The sequence below is a fragment of the Paenibacillus sp. FSL R10-2778 genome (assembly GCF_038593035.1).
In the GTDB taxonomy this organism is placed as follows: Bacteria; Bacillota; Bacilli; order Paenibacillales; family Paenibacillaceae; genus Paenibacillus_AQ; species Paenibacillus_AQ odorifer.
In genome coordinates this window covers 6,683,557-6,702,271 of sequence record NZ_CP151956.1, presented here as the reverse complement: position 1 = coordinate 6,702,271, position 18,715 = coordinate 6,683,557, and the positions used below count along the sequence as shown (strand labels likewise).

17 protein-coding genes are annotated in these 18,715 nt (G+C 44.5%); 16 read left to right on the top strand and 1 reads right to left on the bottom strand.

Annotated elements, in window-relative coordinates:
- Positions 1–9 precede the first annotated feature (9 nt).
- The 10 genes from NST40_RS29985 to NST40_RS29940 all read left to right on the top strand — a co-directional run bounded on the left by NST40_RS29985 (position 10) and on the right by NST40_RS29940 (position 13,002).
- Positions 10–603, top strand: coding sequence for a hypothetical protein (locus NST40_RS29985; protein WP_232061559.1), 594 nt, complete (start codon positions 10–12; stop codon positions 601–603).
- Positions 600–992: a DUF350 domain-containing protein gene (locus tag NST40_RS29980; protein WP_038573772.1), complete on the top strand. Its 393-nt coding sequence runs from the start codon at positions 600–602 to the stop codon at positions 990–992. The genes NST40_RS29985 and NST40_RS29980 overlap by 4 nt, the downstream gene beginning before the upstream one ends.
- An 87-nt stretch (positions 993–1,079) precedes the next feature.
- Positions 1,080–2,093 (top strand): potassium channel family protein, encoded by a 1,014-nt coding sequence (locus NST40_RS29975; RefSeq protein WP_076276277.1) that lies wholly within the window; start codon positions 1,080–1,082, stop codon positions 2,091–2,093.
- A 137-nt stretch (positions 2,094–2,230) separates the two neighbouring features.
- Positions 2,231–4,276: a catalase gene (locus tag NST40_RS29970; RefSeq protein WP_076276276.1), complete on the top strand. Its 2,046-nt coding sequence runs from the start codon at positions 2,231–2,233 to the stop codon at positions 4,274–4,276.
- Positions 4,277–4,446: 170 nt separating this feature from the next.
- Positions 4,447–5,601 carry a glycosyl hydrolase family 8 gene (locus NST40_RS29965; protein ID WP_081387421.1) on the top strand — a complete coding sequence of 385 codons (1,155 nt, stop codon included), beginning with the start codon at positions 4,447–4,449 and terminating at the stop codon, positions 5,599–5,601.
- A gap of 31 nt (positions 5,602–5,632) precedes the next feature.
- The gene (locus tag NST40_RS29960; RefSeq protein WP_076276275.1) at positions 5,633–7,186 is read left to right on the top strand and encodes a hypothetical protein; all 1,554 of its coding nucleotides are present in this window, start codon (positions 5,633–5,635) and stop codon (positions 7,184–7,186) included.
- Entirely contained in the window at positions 7,183–8,733 is a 1,551-nt protein-coding gene (locus NST40_RS29955) for a hypothetical protein (protein ID WP_076276274.1), read from the top strand. The genes NST40_RS29960 and NST40_RS29955 overlap by 4 nt, the downstream gene beginning before the upstream one ends.
- 28 nt (positions 8,734–8,761) lie before the next feature.
- A complete protein-coding gene (locus tag NST40_RS29950; protein ID WP_036682179.1) occupies positions 8,762–10,012 on the top strand; it encodes a glycosyltransferase family 2 protein in 1,251 nt (416 codons plus the stop codon).
- A 52-nt stretch (positions 10,013–10,064) separates the two neighbouring features.
- Entirely contained in the window at positions 10,065–12,161 is a 2,097-nt protein-coding gene (locus NST40_RS29945; protein WP_076276273.1) for a cellulose biosynthesis cyclic di-GMP-binding regulatory protein BcsB, read from the top strand.
- The gene (locus NST40_RS29940) at positions 12,151–13,002 is read left to right on the top strand and encodes a diguanylate cyclase (protein WP_036682174.1); all 852 of its coding nucleotides are present in this window, start codon (positions 12,151–12,153) and stop codon (positions 13,000–13,002) included. The genes NST40_RS29945 and NST40_RS29940 overlap by 11 nt, the downstream gene beginning before the upstream one ends.
- 6 nt (positions 13,003–13,008) lie before the next feature.
- Here NST40_RS29940 and NST40_RS29935 read toward each other — a convergent pair whose 3' ends face one another.
- Positions 13,009–13,560 carry a helix-turn-helix transcriptional regulator gene (locus NST40_RS29935; RefSeq protein ID WP_076191653.1) on the bottom strand — a complete coding sequence of 184 codons (552 nt, stop codon included), beginning with the start codon at positions 13,558–13,560 and terminating at the stop codon, positions 13,009–13,011.
- A 144-nt stretch (positions 13,561–13,704) separates the two neighbouring features.
- Here NST40_RS29935 and NST40_RS29930 point away from each other — a divergent pair, with 144 nt between their 5' ends.
- From NST40_RS29930 to NST40_RS29905, 6 genes are all read left to right on the top strand, one after another.
- The gene (locus tag NST40_RS29930) at positions 13,705–14,358 is read left to right on the top strand and encodes an alpha/beta hydrolase-fold protein (RefSeq protein ID WP_076218251.1); all 654 of its coding nucleotides are present in this window, start codon (positions 13,705–13,707) and stop codon (positions 14,356–14,358) included.
- On the top strand, positions 14,355–15,125 hold the full coding sequence (locus NST40_RS29925) for a class III extradiol ring-cleavage dioxygenase (protein ID WP_076218250.1): 771 nt from the start codon (positions 14,355–14,357) through the stop codon (positions 15,123–15,125). The genes NST40_RS29930 and NST40_RS29925 overlap by 4 nt, the downstream gene beginning before the upstream one ends.
- 16 nt (positions 15,126–15,141) lie before the next feature.
- Positions 15,142–15,930: an SDR family oxidoreductase gene (locus NST40_RS29920; protein ID WP_076218249.1), complete on the top strand. Its 789-nt coding sequence runs from the start codon at positions 15,142–15,144 to the stop codon at positions 15,928–15,930.
- A 223-nt stretch (positions 15,931–16,153) separates the two neighbouring features.
- Positions 16,154–16,402 carry a type B 50S ribosomal protein L31 gene (locus NST40_RS29915; RefSeq protein ID WP_036682161.1) on the top strand — a complete coding sequence of 83 codons (249 nt, stop codon included), beginning with the start codon at positions 16,154–16,156 and terminating at the stop codon, positions 16,400–16,402.
- A 130-nt stretch (positions 16,403–16,532) separates the two neighbouring features.
- On the top strand, positions 16,533–17,054 hold the full coding sequence (locus NST40_RS29910) for a YcxB family protein (protein WP_076124082.1): 522 nt from the start codon (positions 16,533–16,535) through the stop codon (positions 17,052–17,054).
- An 83-nt stretch (positions 17,055–17,137) separates the two neighbouring features.
- A complete protein-coding gene (locus NST40_RS29905; protein WP_339245411.1) occupies positions 17,138–18,712 on the top strand; it encodes a diguanylate cyclase in 1,575 nt (524 codons plus the stop codon).
- Positions 18,713–18,715 lie beyond the last annotated feature (3 nt).

Sequence of the window (18,715 nt, the reverse complement as noted above, 5' to 3'; positions counted from 1 at the left end):
GCTTTATGTATGATGCTTCTAACGGTATTGCTGCTTAGTGCATGTTCCAGTAATCAGGGGAGTGTGTTTGATTCAGGCACTGCCGAAACTTCTGACAGTGTTGCACGGGTACCTTGGGATTACCGGGTTGTGGAGAGTACTGTAGGTGATCTAATTGGTAGCGATATGACGGTGTTGCCGGATAATGAGCTGCTGCCGAATGATGAGAATTATGCTACTGGCGATAAAATATGGACACTGCAGTTCATGGACGCTGAGCTGATCACAGATGCCGACCAACGCAATGAAGTCCGCCTCTCTTCCTGGACGACCATTAAATCGTATCCCGATGAAAAAACAGCAGTCGAGGATCTTACCAACCTTAAGGTATCGGTAACTACAGATGTTGATCTTGTAGGAGTATACAAGACAAAATATAATGAGAAGACAAGAAACTTTGCCGTCCTCGAGCTGCCTTCCGGCAACCGGATCAAGCAGCCGATAGACGATGAGCGTTATGCAGCATTAGAGAAAGAAAAGACCGCTTCCGTAGTCCTTGAGGAAGTACATGATTTCGCCGATTATGACTCGGCATATGCGAAATTTCGGGGGTGGGCAAAGTGACGATTGTTGTTAATTTAATAGTCAGTATATTTGTGATTATTCTTCTGCAATTGTTGGGTATGGTTATCTTTGGCTTGATGACCCCGTTCAAGGATATGGAAGAGCTGAAAAAAGGGAATGTGGCTGTAGCTCTAGCGCTTGGCGGCAAATTTCTCGCTACAGCAATTATCATTGGAGTAGCGGCGTATACGAATACCTCTATTCTGCATATGATCATTTGGTTTGCTGTCGGTTATGTGTGCCTCATCGCTGCTTATTGGATTTTTGAATTGGCGACCCCAAGCTTTAAAATTTCAGAACATCTGGAAAAAGGCAATGTGGCAGTAGGCACCATGCTCTGCTTGGTGTTTATCGGCACAGCATTTGCAGTCAGCAGTTTGATTGTTTAGTTCACAAATCGCAGATGGACATGGATAAGGCTGCCCTCAGTAATAACCTCGAGAGGCAGCTTTATTAATGTGAGGAAGGGATGGCAGATGCATTTTTTTCTGAGAATATCCAACAGGATGATGCGTTTACGCAAACGGTCGATCGGTCTGATTATTTTGATCTTTATAATTCTTAGCGCATCGATAGCTTACCTGCTTGAACCGAGTACATTCCACAACTGGTTTAATGCCTTCTATTGGGTTATGACAACGATGGCCACCGTTGGGTATGGGGATTATTTTGCCGAGACGGTAGTTGGTAAGCTATTCACCATGTTTCTATATATTTTTGGGATTGGTCTTCTCAGCTTGGTTATTGGCAAGGTCATTGACTCTATTGCAGAGGTGCAGAGAAGGAGAGGAGCAGGAACTTTGAGCTTCCGGGGAAAGGATCATGTGATATTAATCAATTGGAGTAAGAAAGCGCAAGCTGCGGTAGATGAGGTGTTATGCTATTCACCTAAATGTCATATCGTCATCATTGATGAGATAGGACGGCATCCGCTGGAGCATATGGAACAGGTCCACTTTGTAAACGGTGATGCTTCCAGCGATGAGATTCTCCTTAAAGCTAACATACACGAAGCCAGGGCAGCCATTGTGTTCGGAGACACACGGATTGATGAAGCATCGCTAATTGACGGGAAATCTCTGCTTATCGCCTCCAGCATTGAGCGCATAGCGCCACAAGTACATACTACCGTAGAAATTATGCAGGAGAAGAATATACAGAATTTCAGGCATGTTCAGGTCAATGAATTCGTTCTGTCGCATGATGCCATTTCTAGATTGGCAGTCCGATCCGCTCTGCAAGAGGGGAATTCAGAGGTGATTACGCAGCTGCTGAGCCGCCAGTATGGGGATGATATTTATGAGATTCCAGTGAATAGTGCATGGAAGACCTATGGGCAGGCGTTTCAGGAATTGCTCCTTCAAGGTGCAACTTTACTCTCGGATCGTAGTGACCTTAGCATCAATCGCAAGCTGGACCAGCCTATTCCTAAAGAGGCTAGATTATATATTGTTTCGGATGAAGAGACGTATCGGAGAATTAAAGGTTAGGTCAGTGACAAGCGAGTAAAGCGGATTTTCGGGAGAATGGCTTCTCGGAATTCCGCTTCTTTTTGTTTGCCGTTCCTTCCTTAAGGGTAAGAGATGAATATTATCGTTACTCTACCTTTCGGAAGGAGCCATTGTTAATGAGTGAACAGCAAAAAGTGAACGGAAATAGCAAAAATGAGCAACTGGAACAGTTTCGCAGTAAGGACGAAGGTCACGCTTTAACAACCAATCAGGGATTGAAAGTGTCCGAGGATGAGTTCTCCCTAAAAGCCGGTGACCGGGGGCCAACCTTGCTGGAGGATTTTCATTTTCGGGAAAAAATGACCCATTTTGATCACGAGCGGATTCCTGAGCGGATCGTGCATGCACGCGGATTTGCCGCCCACGGGGAGTTTGAAGTATATAAATCGTTGAAAGAATATACGAAGGCGAAATTCCTTCAAGATCCATCCGTGAAGACCCCGGTGTTTGTCCGGTTCTCAACGGTAGCAGGATCACGGGGTTCAGCCGAAACTGTGCGGGATGCCCGGGGCTTCTCGACCAAATTTTATACCGAAGAAGGCAATTATGATTTGGTAGGCAATAATATGCCGGTCTTTTTTATACAGGATGCGATTAAGTTCCCTGATTTAGTGCATGCGCTTAAGCCGGAGCCGCATAATGAAATGCCTCAGGCAGCATCAGCCCATGATACCTTCTGGGATTTCATCGCCAATAATCAGGAATCGGCCCATATGGCGATGTGGCTGATGTCTGACCGCGCCATTCCGCGAAGCTTCCGGATGATGGAAGGGTTTGGAGTTCACACCTTCCGTCTGATCAATGAACAGGGGAAAGCGCATTTTGTTAAATTCCATTGGAAACCAGTGCTTGGTGTACACTCTTTGGTGTGGGACGAAGCACAGAAAATATCCGGAGCGGACCCTGACTTTCACCGCCGTGATTTATGGGAATCGATTGAAGCCGGCAACTTTCCGGAATACGAGCTGGGCATTCAGCTTCTTAGTGAAGAAGACGAATTCAAGTTTGATTTCGATGTGCTGGACCCTACAAAGCTATGGCCAGAGGAAGTCGTGCCCGTGCAGATCGTTGGGAAAATGACCTTGAACCGCAACGTGGATAATGTTTTTGCCGAAACGGAGCAGGTGGCTTTCCACCCCGGACATGTAGTGCCAGGGATTGATTTCACCAATGACCCCCTACTTCAGGGCAGATTGTTCTCTTATACGGATACCCAGTTGATTCGGCTTGGAGGTCCTAACTTCCACGAACTGCCGATCAATAGACCGGTTTGTCCTTTTCACAACAACCAGCGTGACGGATATGGGCGGCAGACGATTAATCAGGGCACTGTGAGTTATCATAATAATTCTCTGGCCCAAAACACGCCGAGACCTGTCCCAGAGGCTGAAGGCGGTTATGTGCATTATCAAGAAAAGGTTGAGGGCCGTAAGGTACGGAGCCGGAGTAAAAGCTTTGAGGATCATTTTTCACAAGCCAAGTTATTCTGGAATAGTATGAGCCCTCCGGAACAATTGCATATTATCGAAGCTTATTCTTTTGAGCTTGGAAAGGTTAAGAGTAAGTCGGTCCGACAGCAGGTCGTAAATATGCTTGCTAACATTACCTCCGAGCTTGCTGTACCTGTGGCAGAAGCCATTGGAGTAGCGGCTCCAGAAGTTGGCGGTTCCGAGGTCACTCAAGCTTCCCCTGCCTTAAGTCAGGCTAATACGAAAAAACATCCCAACACGCGGAAAGTAGGCGTGATTATCGGAGATGGTTTTGATGAAGCTGCGGTAATGCCTGTGTTGGACACGCTTATGGGAGCTGGGATACAACCGGAGCTAATCAGTGATAAGCTTGGATTTATTAAAGGCTCAAGCGGCACAGAGCTTGAAGTCATCCATACCTTGTCCACTACAGATTCGGTGCTCTTCGATGCGATTTATGCGGCTGGTGGAAATGCGGAACGCAAGAAATTCCATAAAGATGCAGCGTTATTCCTCAACCAAGCCTATGCACATTTTAAACCTATCGCGATGACGACAATACTTGCTGAGCTGCTTGCAACAGATGAACATAGAAGCAGTCCGGGAGTCATAATAGGCGATGGTGGGGAAGTTTTCGCGGCTAGCTTCGTTGCAGCCATTACTGCCCATCGTTTTTGGGAACGTATGGAATAAAGTAAGTAGATGACAGAAAAAGGAGGATCTGCTCGTCAGAAGGCGTGTGGATGCCTCTTTTTTTTCATCTAATGGTTTCATAAATTTAACATTTGGATTAAGGATGTGATGTATATTACCGTTATAGATAATACTAGGCAATATAAGCAGATGCTTAGAGAGGTGATTTTTTGAGGAAAGAGATAGCTGTTGCTGTAGTGGTACTTACAGGTTTTACAGCATTAACAGCATGCGAGCAAACAGCAATGCCGGCATCAACACCCTCGCCCTCCGCGAATGTTCATACAACAGAGCCACCGAATCCTACGGGTTCGGCTAATAATGATATGGGGGACCTTTCACAGGAATTGGATGCTTTAGAGCAATTTATTGTTACGAAGCTTACCGGCTCGTCCGGTGTTTATACGAATTTAATTGAAACAGAGCAATCCGGGGAAGCAGCAAGCGGCCATGAGATTCTAAGTGAGTCTGCCTCTCTGAGGATGCTGGCAGCCGTACGGAGTGGTGAGAAAGAGCGATTTGCAGAAGAATGGGCGCTGGCTAAGCAAACCTTTGATATGAAGGGTGGTTTTAGCTACCGATATAGCCCTAAACAGCAGAAATTATATCCTGTGAATGCTGCCGTTGATGACTTACGTATCATTCGTGCGCTTTATGAAGCGGGGGATACGTTTAGAGATAAACAATATACAGAAGAAGCGGCTAAGTATGGTGAGAGGTTTTATAACTATAATGTAAAAAATGGATATATGTATGACTTCTATGATGAAAATTACAAAAAAACCAACACATTCGTTACTTTATGTTATATTGATTTAGGTACAATGCAAAAATTGTCGGTTTCTGGAGAATCTCGTGACTTTTTGTTGAATAATATGAGCGTTATTCTGAAAGATGGATATTTATCAGATGAGTTTCCCTTCTATGAAACAAGGTTTAATTATGAGAGTGGAACCTATAGTTCGGAGAATATCAATACAGTAGAATCGCTACTGTCTATTCTGGCTTTGGCAGAGGTAGACCAGCAGAAATCCTCCAGCATTAATTTTATCAAGCAGCAGGTCGAGGCTGGCACATTATATGGACAATATTCGCGTGAGGGAAAGCCGCTTAACGATATTCGCTCAACAGCCATTTACGCCATTACGGCTATGATTGGTGCCGAGATCGGAGACGATGCACTCTATCGCAAAAGCATTGAAAGAATGAACGAGTTCAGAATAACCGATGCCGGCAGCTCACTGTATGGAGGCTTCGGCGATGTAGCTAGTGGCCAAGCCTATTCCTTTGACAATCTGATGGCATCATTGGCCTATGTCTATTAATTTAAACCTATAGTAACGAAGGTGAATCTGCATGATAAACAACACGGTGAAATCACCTCTGAGGCAGGGGATGACACTCGCTAACCTACCGTTGCCATTGTCCCCGGCTTTTATCACTGCTGTTGGAGTGTTGCTTATAACCATCATCGCCTTATTTACCGCCCCGTATGTCGGAATGGCGGATAATGGTGATTTTTTTCGCAGCATCTATAGTAACGGAATTTATTTCAATCTGCCGGATTATGACGAGCAATACTTTGGTTATTTTGTAAAGCAATATGGAATCTTTCAATATTTTAATGAGAATGGCGCGACATTATTTTCTTCACAGTCCCTATTTATCCAGCTGGCCATTGGACTTAATAAGCTGTTTTTTAGCAGCGAGGTTTTCGATATCCGGTTTCAAGCAGTCATTTACACGATTTTATATGTTGCGGCGATCTACTTATTAATAGAGGCTATTACATGGGGGATGACCCGCAAGCAGGGATGGGTCACTGCAGGTATTGCTATTTTTATATTTGGAGATACCGGGTATACCGCTTATTTCAACTCCTTTTACGGTGAGAGCGTCGTGATGATCACGATGATTACTATGTTCGCAGCTTGGTTGTTGTTATATCAAAAAAGATACAATGACTACGTGCTGCTGGCCCTGTTCTTGATCAGTACGATTATCCTGACTACTTCCAAGCAGCAAAATGCGCCAGTGGGTATAATCATTGCGGTTCTGGGGTGTTCAATCCTTTGGATTCGCAGGGATAAGATCTTTCGTATTCTGACCCTGGTTTCCCTTGCTTTGATCCTGTTCGCAGGTGTGTTCACTTATTTGAATATCTCGGATGAGTTCGTGAATATTAACCAGTTCCATGCCATGACCCGAGGGGTGCTGAAGGATTCCTCCGATCCGGAGAAGGCACTGAAGTCATTCGATATTGATGAACAATATGCCATCTTGAAAAATAGCATTTACTACGAGAAATACGGAACTATTGATGTGAATTCGCCGATCCTCCAAGAGAACTTTTACAGTCGTTACGGATTTGTTTCGATCCTTAAATACTATATATCGAATCCGGATCAGCTTAACTCGATTCTTAATGTAGCTGCTCAAAGTGCATTCTCGATTAAACCAGCGGCGATGGGCAATTACGAGCAATCTGTTGGGAAGGAATTTCGAGCACAGAGTCACTTTTTTACTGGATACAGTCAGCTGAAAAAGGCTTTAGCACCACGAACGATAGGTTTTATCTTCCTTTGGACAGTGCTTGTCATCGGTCTGTATATGCCTTCCTTTGTAACAGCCATTAAGGCACGCAATTTTAGAGGATTGCAGCGGATGGTATTGATTGTCGCTACGATAGGCATTGGTCTTTCAGGCATTTTTGTATCGATTATCGGTGCCGGTGATGCCGACATTTCCAAGCATGAATTCTTGTTCACTTTATCTTTTGATTTGGTGACCTTTTTGACAGTATCTAGTGTGATCGGACGCAGATTCTCCAAAAATCGCAAAAAGCCGGTTAACGAGAGCCCCACCATGTCTAGTCCATTTACAAAGCCTCAAAAGGATGTGAGTGTTTGAAGCGCAGAGGGATCTTATACTGTATATTGCTGCTGACGCTGAGCTTAACCATCCTATTGCTGCCCGCCACTCCTGTTCAATCTGCTGCATCGCCACAACAAGTCTTACTGCTCTATGACAGCCTTGCCAAGGGGACCTCTAAGGATGGAAATGTGACTGAACTTCAACGTCTGCTGGCAGCTTACTCGACAAAGGTTACACTTCGAAGCCTAGATCAATACGAGCAGGGGATGCTGAAAAATTACTCCAGAGTGATCATGGTCCGTAACGAAGCGGATATTTCGATCACGAATAAATCCTATATAGAGGATTGGGAGCATTATCAGGGGCAGTATTTGCATATCGGGTACAACCCACCCGCTAGTCTAACGAAGGCGTTACAGCTAACCACTGATGTGATCTATGACGGGAGTGCTGAGCTCGAAATCGGACAGTTCTCCGGAATTCAAGCTAAGGTACAGGATATGCCTTATATTGTAGCGAGTCAGGCGGTCAAAACCTTCGGTCAACTCTCTTTTGCGGAGGAGGGTCTGCAAGCACCGTACGCTGTGAGTAAGGGGAATGATACATATGCCCCATATTTTGAACAAGGGAATGTCAGTACGCTGGGGATGGCGTATGTTCTGAAGGATTGGCTCCATATCACTGCTACTCCTAAAATGTACCTTGCGATCAAAGAAATCTATCCTTTCTCCGATCTGCGACTGCTGGCAGAAACGGGTGAGCGGCTGTATCAACTGGGGATTCCGTTTCTTGCAAGTGTGCGGCCTGTGTTCAGCAATACCGACTATCCGGCCATGCAGCGTTATTTAGTGGCTATGAAAAGTGTGCAATCCAGCAATGGAAGCATTCTGGTCAATGCCCCAGTGGTGATGCCAACGATAAGCTCCAGTGACCATACGCTTAAAGGAAAGATGAATGATTTCATCAATCTGTTGGCCGAAAACGGGCTTGGGCCGCTTGGAGTCGGAGCGGAAATGCATTGGTCGTATGACAAAGAGTATTCAGAAGCGGGGATGAGCTTTTTTGATTCTGTGGTGTTATATCCGGATGAACAGATTGATTATATGGAGCAGAGCGACACCTCTAAATCCTTTCCATCCTCTTTATATAGCGTTCCGCTGGAATTTGTTCAAGCTTTGCATACATCCAATAAAGTGATACCGCATTTGCCGATGGATACTGTAATCACCGTCGACATGCCCGAGGATGAGCGTCAGCTTGAAGAAATGCTGCGAAGTCTGGAACGGAATTGGGTTTCTTTTGCCGATTATAAGCAAGAAGAGCATCAGGTCGTTACTGATCAGAACACAATCTCCTCATTAGATGGAATGATTTCTATTAATGGACAACCTCTAAGCCTGGACTATACACCGGAAACAGTGGATAGCGATTATCGCTACACAGAGGAGCAGCAAAAGAGCTTCACCCGACTTTTTAATATTCAGAATCAATTTTTTATTGTTGTGATCATGATTTCTCTGCTGCTGTTTGGCGGATTGTTAATGATCGGATACCGGTTATATCGCAGAAAGTTTTTGAAATGAGACAACTAATCGTGATTTGGAGGACCCTATGACGATTTCAGACGTGCTGATGGTGATTGCGGTGATCTGTATTTGGTCTCTGCTGCTGGTGAATGTGACCCTCATTATCGCGGGCTATCTATATTACATTAAATCCGAAAATGAGGATATACCAGAGATAGAGGGCGAATATCCTTTTGTTTCAATTATGGTTCCCGCTCACAATGAGGGGGTAGTGATTTGTAAGACGGTTGAATCTCTGCTGGCGCTGGATTATCCGCAAGATCGGTATGAGATTATTGTGATTAATGATAACTCCTCTGATAACAGTGCCGAGCTGCTTGCGGGCATACAATCCCGAAATCCGGGGCGTCAGCTGGTAGTCATTAATACGGATGCAGTTACAGGAGGCAAAGGCAAATCCAATGCCTTGAATATAGGCTTTACCAGCTGTAAAGGGGAGCTAATCGCCATTTATGATGCCGACAATACTCCGGAGAAAACAGCTTTGCGTTATCTGGTTGCTGAGATCATGCATGATTCCAGCCTCGGTGCGGTGATTGGGAAGTTCCGGACCCGTAATCGTGATGCAAGTTTACTGACCCGGTTCATTAATATTGAGACCTTATCCTTTCAATGGATGGCTCAAGCGGGACGCTGGAAGCTGTTCAAGCTTTGCACTATTCCGGGAACCAATTTCATTATGCGCAGGTCAATTGTGGAAAGCATCGGTGGTTGGGATGTTAAAGCGATAGCCGAGGATACAGAAATCAGCTTCCGGATTTATATGATGGGTTACCAAATCAAGTTCCAGCCGAAATCCGTCACGTGGGAGCAGGAACCACAGACCCTGAAGGTCTGGTTCAAGCAGCGAACCCGCTGGGCGAAGGGCAATATTTATGTCATTGTCAAAAATATTCCGCTGCTGTTCAATAAATCGGCCGCAAAGGTGCGGTTCGATATTCTTTATTTTCTATCCATTTACTTCTTGCTGCTGCTGTCGTTAATCACCTCGGATGTGCTGCTGATCCTGCATGCTTTGGGTTATGTGCATACTACTATTGCAGGTCTTAGTAATTTCTTATGGCTGCTCGCTATTATTCTTTTCGTTGTGGGGACCTTCATCACGCTAACGACAGAAAAGGGCGAGATGAGCTTGTCCAATCTAGGGATTGTAATGTTGATGTATGTGTCTTATTGCCAGCTGTGGATGGTTGTCGCGGCTAACGGATTATATCTATATCTGAAAGACCTCATCTTCAAAAGAGAAGCCAAATGGTATAAGACGGAGCGCTACTAACGGGGCACCAAAAAGTCATATGAGAAAAATGTAATCACAGGAGAAACAGAACATGAAGATAAAAAAACAGCTGGTTATACTGTTAACCTGCCTCTCCCTTTTGTTAATTCCAACCCATCCTGCTGCCGCAGAGACGTTGCCGCAGGATCATAAGTCCACTTATACAACTTCATTTACGGGAACAGACTCGTCCTTAACTGGTTCGAGTGCCCAGCAGCAATATTTTGAGGTTCTGGATTATTGGAATGTGGATCAAGTAAAGATCAAACTGCATTTTCAAATTTCACAAATTACCGAAGAGCAGATTTCTAGTGTTACCTTAACGCTAAACGGCAGCCCGTTCTATACGTTTCGTCCGTCACTACAAGACAACGGCGAACAGCTGTTGACCCTTGCGGCGCCCAAGGGGTTTCTGAAAAAAGGGACGAATACGCTGGGCATTCAGGGCTATTTGAAGACAGATCGTCAAGATGACCTCTTTTGTTCGGTCGATGAAACGTCGGATAATTGGCTGCATCTGTTCAATACGTCCAGTGTTAACGTGATTTATACCGCAAAGCCCTTGAGTGGAGGGATCAGTGACTTCAGCGAGCGATTCGCCGGGATAGATACCTTAACAAAGAATCAGAGTATTCTGACTGTACCGGACAAAAGCACGGCGGCAGAAATGGAAGCAGCCACTTATGCTCTCTCCGGGTTTGTTAAGGGGATTACGTTAAATGATGAGACTATTCCCTTGCTTCCCTACCGGGCAGACACTGTGCAGAATAAGGCCGCAGTTGTACTGGTAGCTATGTATGACAGAGTACCAAGCGAACTGAAAGCTCAGCTAAGCTCCACTGAAGATTTGGGTACGCACGCGCTGCTCCAGCTAGTGAATAAGGATACCCAGCCCACCTTGGTTGTAACCTCGAAGGATGAGAACTTGCTGATTAAAGCGGGTCGTTTGATTGCTAATCCAGAGCTGATCGGGCAGATCACCAGTGATCTGAAAACAGTAACGGATGCTACAGAAGTATCAGCACCTGCGCTTTCGATTAGCTCTAACATCACGTTCACTGAGACAGGTGATAAACTGACCGGGGCACATCATCAGGAGCAGACGTATTTTATTTCATTGCCAGCGAACCGCTCGATTGCCGATTCCGGTAAAATCAGCCTGGATTTCCGTTATGCACAGAATTTGGATTTTACTCGTTCATTGGTTACCGTGAGCATCAATAATACTCCGATTGGCAGTAAGAAGCTGACCAAGGAACTGGCGAATGGCGATATTCTTAATCTCTCGGTGCCTCAGAATTTGAATATCTCCGGAAATTTCTCGGTGACAGTGGCTTTTGATTTGGAGATCGAAGGAGCCAGATGTATTATCGATCGGGACCAAATGCCGTGGGCTTATATCAGTAAAGATTCTGTAATGCAGCTGAATACGAAGGATCGCACGGATCTCTTATTTAATAACTATCCATATCCGTTCATTCGCGATGGGATCTATAATCATGTGGCGGTTGTACTGCCCGAACAAATGGATGATTACGCCTATTTAAGTGTATCGAATATCTTTAATCTGCTTGGTAAATATGCCAGCGGAAATATAGGGAATATCCAGTTCTATACCGATACCGTCAACGCCGATCATTTGAAAAATAATAATATCATCGCTATTGGTGCTTATAAGAATAATAAGGTGATCCGTGATCAGAATGCTAAGCTTTATTTTCAATATAACGGAGATGGAACCACAATTCGCTCCAATGAGAAAATGAGTATTGAAGAGCAATACGGCGCACGAATCGGAACACTGCAGCTGATTGATTCGCCATTTGAGGCGGGACGTGCATTGCTCGCGGTTACGGGGGTCAGCTCGGAAGAGTATTACTTAGGATCGAAGCTGCTCGCTACAGAGCGGGATAAATGGAAAGTGTTTGGCGATGGCGCAATCGTTGATAAAGACGGTAATGTCAGCGCACACCGCTTCAAAACAATCACTGGAGCAGCCGAGGACTCTGTGGCCCAGAAAATAATGGAACGGTCGGATGTACTCAGTTTTATCATCGTGATTTTACTGGTGCTGACGCTGGTAGTTCTATCGCTGATCCTACTGCTTCGCAAACACATGAAGAAACGTGGTGATAAGCGTGAGACGTAATCGCAGCTTAGTGTCGGACATCGCTCTCTTATCATTCCTGGTGTTATCGTTCCTCTGTATCGTCTTTATTGCAGGTGCACCGGATGATTACCTCCAGAATATTATCATTTTAACGGTGGCTTTTATTCTGGCCATTGTTACGTATTTTACGACGGTCACTGCGGGGCTGGTCTTGAATCTGGTGTTTATCTTTGCTTACGGATTCTACACGATGTACCAGACGATAACGCTGGGGGAAACGATTAGCCTGAATACTTATTTCTGGTTAATTATGACTCCGCTATTAACGGTCGTTCTATGGGTATTCACTTTAAGCAGCCGTGATTTGCAGGTGGAGAATGAGCAGCTACGCAAAAAGACTGCCAATATGGCTATCGTAGATGAAAACACAAATTTGCGGAACAGTATTTCTTTTCAGACGGATGCTACATTATTTACAAGCATTTCGACCCGCTATCAGATTCCGCTCACCCTGCTAGTGGTGAAGGTGAAGTATTGGAAAGAGATCAGACGGATCATTCCTGAAGATCAGCTGGCAGAAGCTATCTATGACGTGTCTCAGCTTAGTCAGGCGAGTATTCGTACCAATGATGCACTCTATCTGCTAGATAAGGATGAAGCAACATGGGGCCTGCTGCTGTTCACGGACAGCGATGGGGCGAAGATTGTGATCGAGCGGATTAAGCTCAAGCTTCAGGAGTTGAATGACAATAATTTCTCCAGAAAATATAAGGTCAGCCTGGGTCTTAAGATTGGGGCGGTCGAATACCAAGCCGGCACGATTGAGAATCCGCTGGATTTCATTGTTCAGGCCAAAAAACAGCTGGAGTACGACGTGTAGGCCAGCTTAAAAATCAACGGTTTCACTATCAGCCTCTGTATGGATGGCGATGAGCACGCTTGCCGGCTCATCGCCTTTATTTATGACCAGATGTGGCACACAGGCATTCCAGCTAAAGGAATCCCCCGCTTGGAACATCCCGAAATCTTCACCTTGCTCCGCATAAACCTCACCTTTTATTACTAAATGGACCTCTTTGCCTTCGTGCGCCTGCGGAGTTTCACCCGTAGAAGTACCCGGAGGGAAATGGACAAGCACCATTCGTACACCACCTGCCGAGCTTAAATGCTCAACTTGCAGTTTATCACTTCCGCTACTGGTGATTTGCCGCTCCTTGGAGCGTACCACCTGCATCCGCTCTTCCTTTTTTAACAGCAAATAAGCCAACGGAACGTTCAGCGCATCCGCAATCAGGCTAAGGGTTGCAATCGAAGGAGAGGTCTTATTAGTCTCAACTTGGCTCATAAAACCTTGTGACAGGCCAGTAGTTTCACAGATTTGGGCAATCGTAATATGTTTTCTTTTACGGATTGTACGAATGTTTGAACCTATATTCATTAGTAAAGCCCCTTTTGATATTAGTAATAGCAAATATATTTTTATATTAACAAATTATTAATTGACATACTAGCTAGAGGTTTATAATATTATCTTTACAAATATTATTTTTGTATTACAAATATTTTGAAGGAGTGTTTAGTTATGAAGGCACCTTATATATATGATGTCAGTCTACCTTCCGGTTACGATGAGAATCGGGTTTATCCGGTTATCTTCACCTTGCATGGCAAAGGTTCCAATGAGAAGAATATGTTCGGGCTTGTTGAGTCCTTGTCTGAAGAATTTATTATTATCGGGATTCGGGGAAATATGATTTTAGGGGCAGGATTTCAATATTATGATCTCAAAAGTCTAGGTCATCCCATCCGCGAGCAGTTTGATCAGGCTGTATCGCAATTGCAGCAGTTTATCGAATACGCCACCGACAAATACCCTATAGATGCTAAACACCGTTATCTGCTTGGCTTCAGTCAAGGAGCCATTTTGTCCATGACTCTCGCGCTTACTATGGGGAATTTGCTTCGGGGAATTGTAGCGCTGAACGGTTATGTTCCGGGGTTTGTGAAGACGGATTATGAGCTGAAGAGTGTGCAGGAGGTATCGGTCTTCATCTCGCATGGTGAATATGATTCTGTATTTCCAATTTCAGTGGGGACAGAAACAGCCGCTTATTTCGAAGGTCTAACCCCATTATTAACCTTTAAAGCTTATCCTTCGGATCATGGTGTATTACCGCAGAATCAGCAGGACCTGATCGCTTGGTTACGGCAGAACTTAGGGAGTGATAAACTATGATACCTTCTTACTTTATTGCCCATGGTGCTCCTTCTCTGGTACTTGATAACAATGCATATACGAAATTTCTTGGGGAGCTCGCTGAGAGGAATGTCAAACCGAAAGCGATAGTTGTATTTTCTGCACATTTCGAAGAACACACACAATCGGTTGGAGTTATGGAGACTTTCGACACCATCTATGATTTCTATGGCTTCCCAGATGAGATGTATCGAATGACTTATCCTGCCAAAGGGGACAATGAGGTTGCACAGCAAATTATGTCTTTGTTCCACAAGAATGGGATTGTCAGCAAATTTAATACAGAGCGTGGACTAGATCACGGAGCTTGGGCTATTCTTAAATTAATCTATCCGAATGCAGATATTCCTGTCGTGTCTTTGTCAGTTAATCGAGAGCTGTCCAATGAACAGCAATATTTAATGGGTAAGGCTTTATCTGAGCTGCGTGAGCAGGATATTATGATTATTGGCAGCGGTGGAACCGTCCATAATTTGCGTAGCGTGAAGTGGGGAATGGAGAACGTCGAGAAATGGGCGGAGACATTCGATGACTGGCTGCAGCACAGGTTGGAAGCTTGGGATACAGAGTCGCTATTTAACTATCAGGAGCTTGCTCCTTATGGCGTTGATGCAGTGCCGACTAATGAGCACTTTATCCCCTTGATAATAGCTATGGGAACTGGCGATAAAGGGAAAGAAGCGAAGCTGCTGCACCGAAGTTATCAGTATGGAAATTTAAGTCTTAGCTGTTGGGAGTTTAATTAAGAAGGAGGCATTAATGATGGACTTGGGACTTCGTGGGAAATCAGTTTTTGTAGCCGCAGCAAGTAAAGGGTTAGGACTCGCAACTGCGCTGGAGTACGCCCGTGAGGGAGCGAAGGTAATGATCGCCAGCAGGAGTATGGAGCAGCTTGTAGACGCACAGAAAGAGATTCAGGCAGCCACAGGACAGCAGGTGAACATGGTTCAGATGGATGTGACTGTCCCAGAGGATATCGTACATGCTATTCAAACGGCTGTAGCCCTAAACGGTGGGCTTGATATTGTAGTGACCAATGCGGGGGGGCCTCATGGCGGAGGTTTCGCTGATATGGTTGACGCGGATTGGAACCAGGGGTTTGAGCTCACACTGATGAGTACCATTCGTTTGATCCGTGAATCACTGCCGCATCTGCGCTCTTCTGGGGCAGGGCGAATCGTTAATATAAGCTCGATTTCTATCAAGCAGCCTATTGAGGGGTTAATTCTTTCCAATGTTTTTCGCGCTGGCGTGTATGCCTTGACCAAGAGCTTGGCTACTGAGCTGGCTGCGGATCGCATTTTAATTAATACGATCGCACCAGGGCGTATTGCAACCGACCGGATTCTTCAACTAGACGGCAAACGTGCACAAGCAGAGGGGATCCCTATGGAGCAGATTCAAGAGGAAGCGCTGCTGCAAATCCCGTTAGGAAGATTGGGCACGCCCGAAGAATTCGGCAAGGCTGCTGTTTTTCTAGGCTCTTTTGCGAATACTTATGTTACGGGACAATCTCTTTTAGTCGATGGAGGAATGGTGAAATCGCTCTAACCTCCGGCGTTATGGGTAGGCTTTGAAAGGTTATGGAAAAATTAGTAATTTGAATATTAGTTGCTTTGTGCTCTAAATAAGCGTATGATGGAGCGGTGGTCTAAATCGTAAGATTTACGAATTTTCCTACGTTTATTAGGTTATTCTATATATAAACCTACAGATCATTTGGATAATTTACCATAAAGGCTCCACGAATTTATTCAGAAGGAGGACGATCAGAATGAGAGAAGGCATACATCCTAAGTACAACCAAGTGATTTTCTTGGATGCAAGCGTAGGCTTCAAATTCTTGAGTGCATCTACTAAATCATCCAATGAAACTATGGAATGGGAAGACGGCAACACTTACCCAGTGCTCCGTGTGGACGCAAGTTCCGCATCCCACCCATTTTACACTGGTAAACAAAGAGATACAGAACAAGGCGGCCGTGTTGACAAGTTCAAACAACGTCTTGCACAAAAGAAATAAGAATCCTTACGGATTGAAGAGGGACAACCCATGTAGAAGCAATCGCTTCGGGGATGTCCCTTTTTTGTGTTCAGGCATGTTAAAATGAGATGAATTTAAAATATACATGGCGTCGAGGGAGCGATCAGTGATGGAAAATGTAATAAAAGTAGATACAGTCCTAAAGAGTGAAGACGTTCAGGAGTTTAACTTATGGTTCAGCTTGAATAGCCGGATTATACTCAACTCTTTTAGCGTAGTCGCTTACTTTATGATTTTGTTATTAATTACTAAGGATTACAGTACTCAAAGCATCTCAATCCTGGCTGTGACTGCTATAATTCTTGCCGCTGTCTTATGGTATATGACCAAGGCAAGCTTGATCAAAAAATCGAAAAAGGCGTTCAAAACAGATAACCTAATTCAGCAACCGCAAAATTATACGATTTCAGATGAAGGCATATCTTATCTTTCCGAAGCGGGCACTGGGCAAGTGAAGTGGGAAGAGATACATAAGATAGGTGAAACTACGAACTTGTTTGTGTTTTTTGTGTCCACACAGAGAGCGCTGATTATCCCTAAACGTTTCTTTGAATCGGCACAAGATAAAATAACATTTAAGGATTTAGCCAGAAAATATATGTTCTCCAATCGGGTGAAATTTAAAGCATAAGATGTGCTGTTATTGTTGATTCATTTGTACCAAGGATTAGGCTATAATGATAGGAGCGACTTGAAAAATAGGAGAAATATGGCATGCCATGGATTCAGGGATATCCGTATTACTTATTAATGGGCAGTGTTCTAAGTCTGTACATGGGCGTCAGCTCCTATCGGCACCGTAAGTTAGCAGGGAGACGCTATTTGTGGATCTTAATGCTGTTAGTCAGCCTTATATTTGTTGCAACGGCGGGAGAGATTATGTCACCCTCTTTTCAGTCTAAGCTGTGGTGGAAGAATGTGCAGCAGGCTCCGCTTTTTTTTAGTGCGCTCTTTACTTATGCTGTGGTAAAAGAATACGTATCTCCTTCCACAGGGCGCCTGCCCGTGAAGCTTGCCATCTTCTCTATCCCTATTGTTATGGATGTACTTCTTATTTTTACGGATAGCTATCATCATCTGATGCGCAGTGAAGTGTCCGTCCTGACGGTCGCGGGTGTTAGTGGAATTGCTGTAAAGCCTACGCTCCTTAGTATGGCTTTTATTGCGTATGATCAGCTTTTTGGGCTATATGCGGTCTGCTTGCTGGCAGTTTCCCTACTGAATACCCCGAGAGTTTATTTGCGGACTAATATCCTGCTGTTGGCGGGTTTGCTGGTTCCGGTTATTTCCGTCTTTTTACTTCCCCTCTTGAAGATTACCATTACAGGTTTTACGGCGTTTACTTATTTGCCTGCGATTATAGCGGCTTATTTCGCACTTTTTGTTAGCTCCAAATTAACCATCTTCCCTCTAACCAAAAACAAAATTCTAGAGCACATGAAAGACGGCGTAGTTCTGACTGACCGTTATGATAATATCATTGGCATAAACGATGCGGCGACTGCTATTTTATACGACATTACCCGAATAGCGAACGATAACTGGATGGGAAAAAACATTGATCTTTTTATGAAATCTCACAAAGACATTGCAGCTCATTACAGTCAGAGGACAGAAGGACAGTTTGAGGTAGTTTGTTCTGGCGCAGGGGAGCTCTGTTATGGGGTTTCTTTAATTGCTACGGAACATGCGGCAACAGAGAATAAGGGTATGCTTATTGTGTTTAGTGATCATAGTGAGAAAAAGCGATATGAGCGTGAACTGGTCTATCAGGCAACGGTTGACGATCTGACAGGGCTTTATAATCGCAGGCATTTCATGCAAAGGGTCCAGATTCAAACGATCCCGGATGGATTAGGGTTGGCTCTGCTGCTATTTGACATCGATGATTTTAAATTAATTAATGATACTTATGGTCATTTAGCGGGCGATCAGGCGTTAGTTGATTTCTCGAATAAAATCCTTCAGGTATACCAGAATAAAGGTATTGCTGGAAGAGTAGGTGGCGAGGAATTTGCTGTATGCTTTTTCGCTGAAGATAAACGTGCAGCCTTAAAAGAAGCAGAGGATTTTCGTACAATGATGAGTGATTACACGATAATCTTGAATGAACAGGATAGCATTCATCTTACCGCAAGTATCGGAATCTCTTTTACGGAGCGTAGAGAGGTGACTTTCGAAGATTTATATCGGGAAGCGGATGAAGCGTTATATCACTCTAAGAATACAGGGAAGAACAGAGTTACGTTAGGTCGTGAACCGATCATAAGAGAAACAGTAAAGGGATAAGAA

Bases quoted from the DNA above. Each gene is read 5' to 3' on its own strand.
- NST40_RS29925 (WP_076218250.1), top strand. From the start codon at position 14,355: ATGATACCTTCTTACTTTATTGCCCATGGTGCTCCTTCTCTGGTACTT.
- NST40_RS29985 (WP_232061559.1), top strand. From the start codon at position 10: ATGATGCTTCTAACGGTATTGCTGCTTAGTGCATGTTCCAGTAATCAG.
- NST40_RS29910 (WP_076124082.1), top strand. From the start codon at position 16,533: ATGGAAAATGTAATAAAAGTAGATACAGTCCTAAAGAGTGAAGACGTT.
- NST40_RS29930 (WP_076218251.1), top strand. From the start codon at position 13,705: ATGAAGGCACCTTATATATATGATGTCAGTCTACCTTCCGGTTACGAT.
- NST40_RS29905 (WP_339245411.1), top strand. From the start codon at position 17,138: ATGCCATGGATTCAGGGATATCCGTATTACTTATTAATGGGCAGTGTT.
- NST40_RS29935 (WP_076191653.1), bottom strand. From the start codon at position 13,560: ATGAATATAGGTTCAAACATTCGTACAATCCGTAAAAGAAAACATATT.
- NST40_RS29950 (WP_036682179.1), top strand. From the start codon at position 8,762: ATGACGATTTCAGACGTGCTGATGGTGATTGCGGTGATCTGTATTTGG.
- NST40_RS29945 (WP_076276273.1), top strand. From the start codon at position 10,065: ATGAAGATAAAAAAACAGCTGGTTATACTGTTAACCTGCCTCTCCCTT.
- NST40_RS29915 (WP_036682161.1), top strand. From the start codon at position 16,154: ATGAGAGAAGGCATACATCCTAAGTACAACCAAGTGATTTTCTTGGAT.
- NST40_RS29920 (WP_076218249.1), top strand. From the start codon at position 15,142: ATGGACTTGGGACTTCGTGGGAAATCAGTTTTTGTAGCCGCAGCAAGT.
- NST40_RS29970 (WP_076276276.1), top strand. From the start codon at position 2,231: ATGAGTGAACAGCAAAAAGTGAACGGAAATAGCAAAAATGAGCAACTG.
- NST40_RS29975 (WP_076276277.1), top strand. From the start codon at position 1,080: ATGCATTTTTTTCTGAGAATATCCAACAGGATGATGCGTTTACGCAAA.
- NST40_RS29960 (WP_076276275.1), top strand. From the start codon at position 5,633: ATGATAAACAACACGGTGAAATCACCTCTGAGGCAGGGGATGACACTC.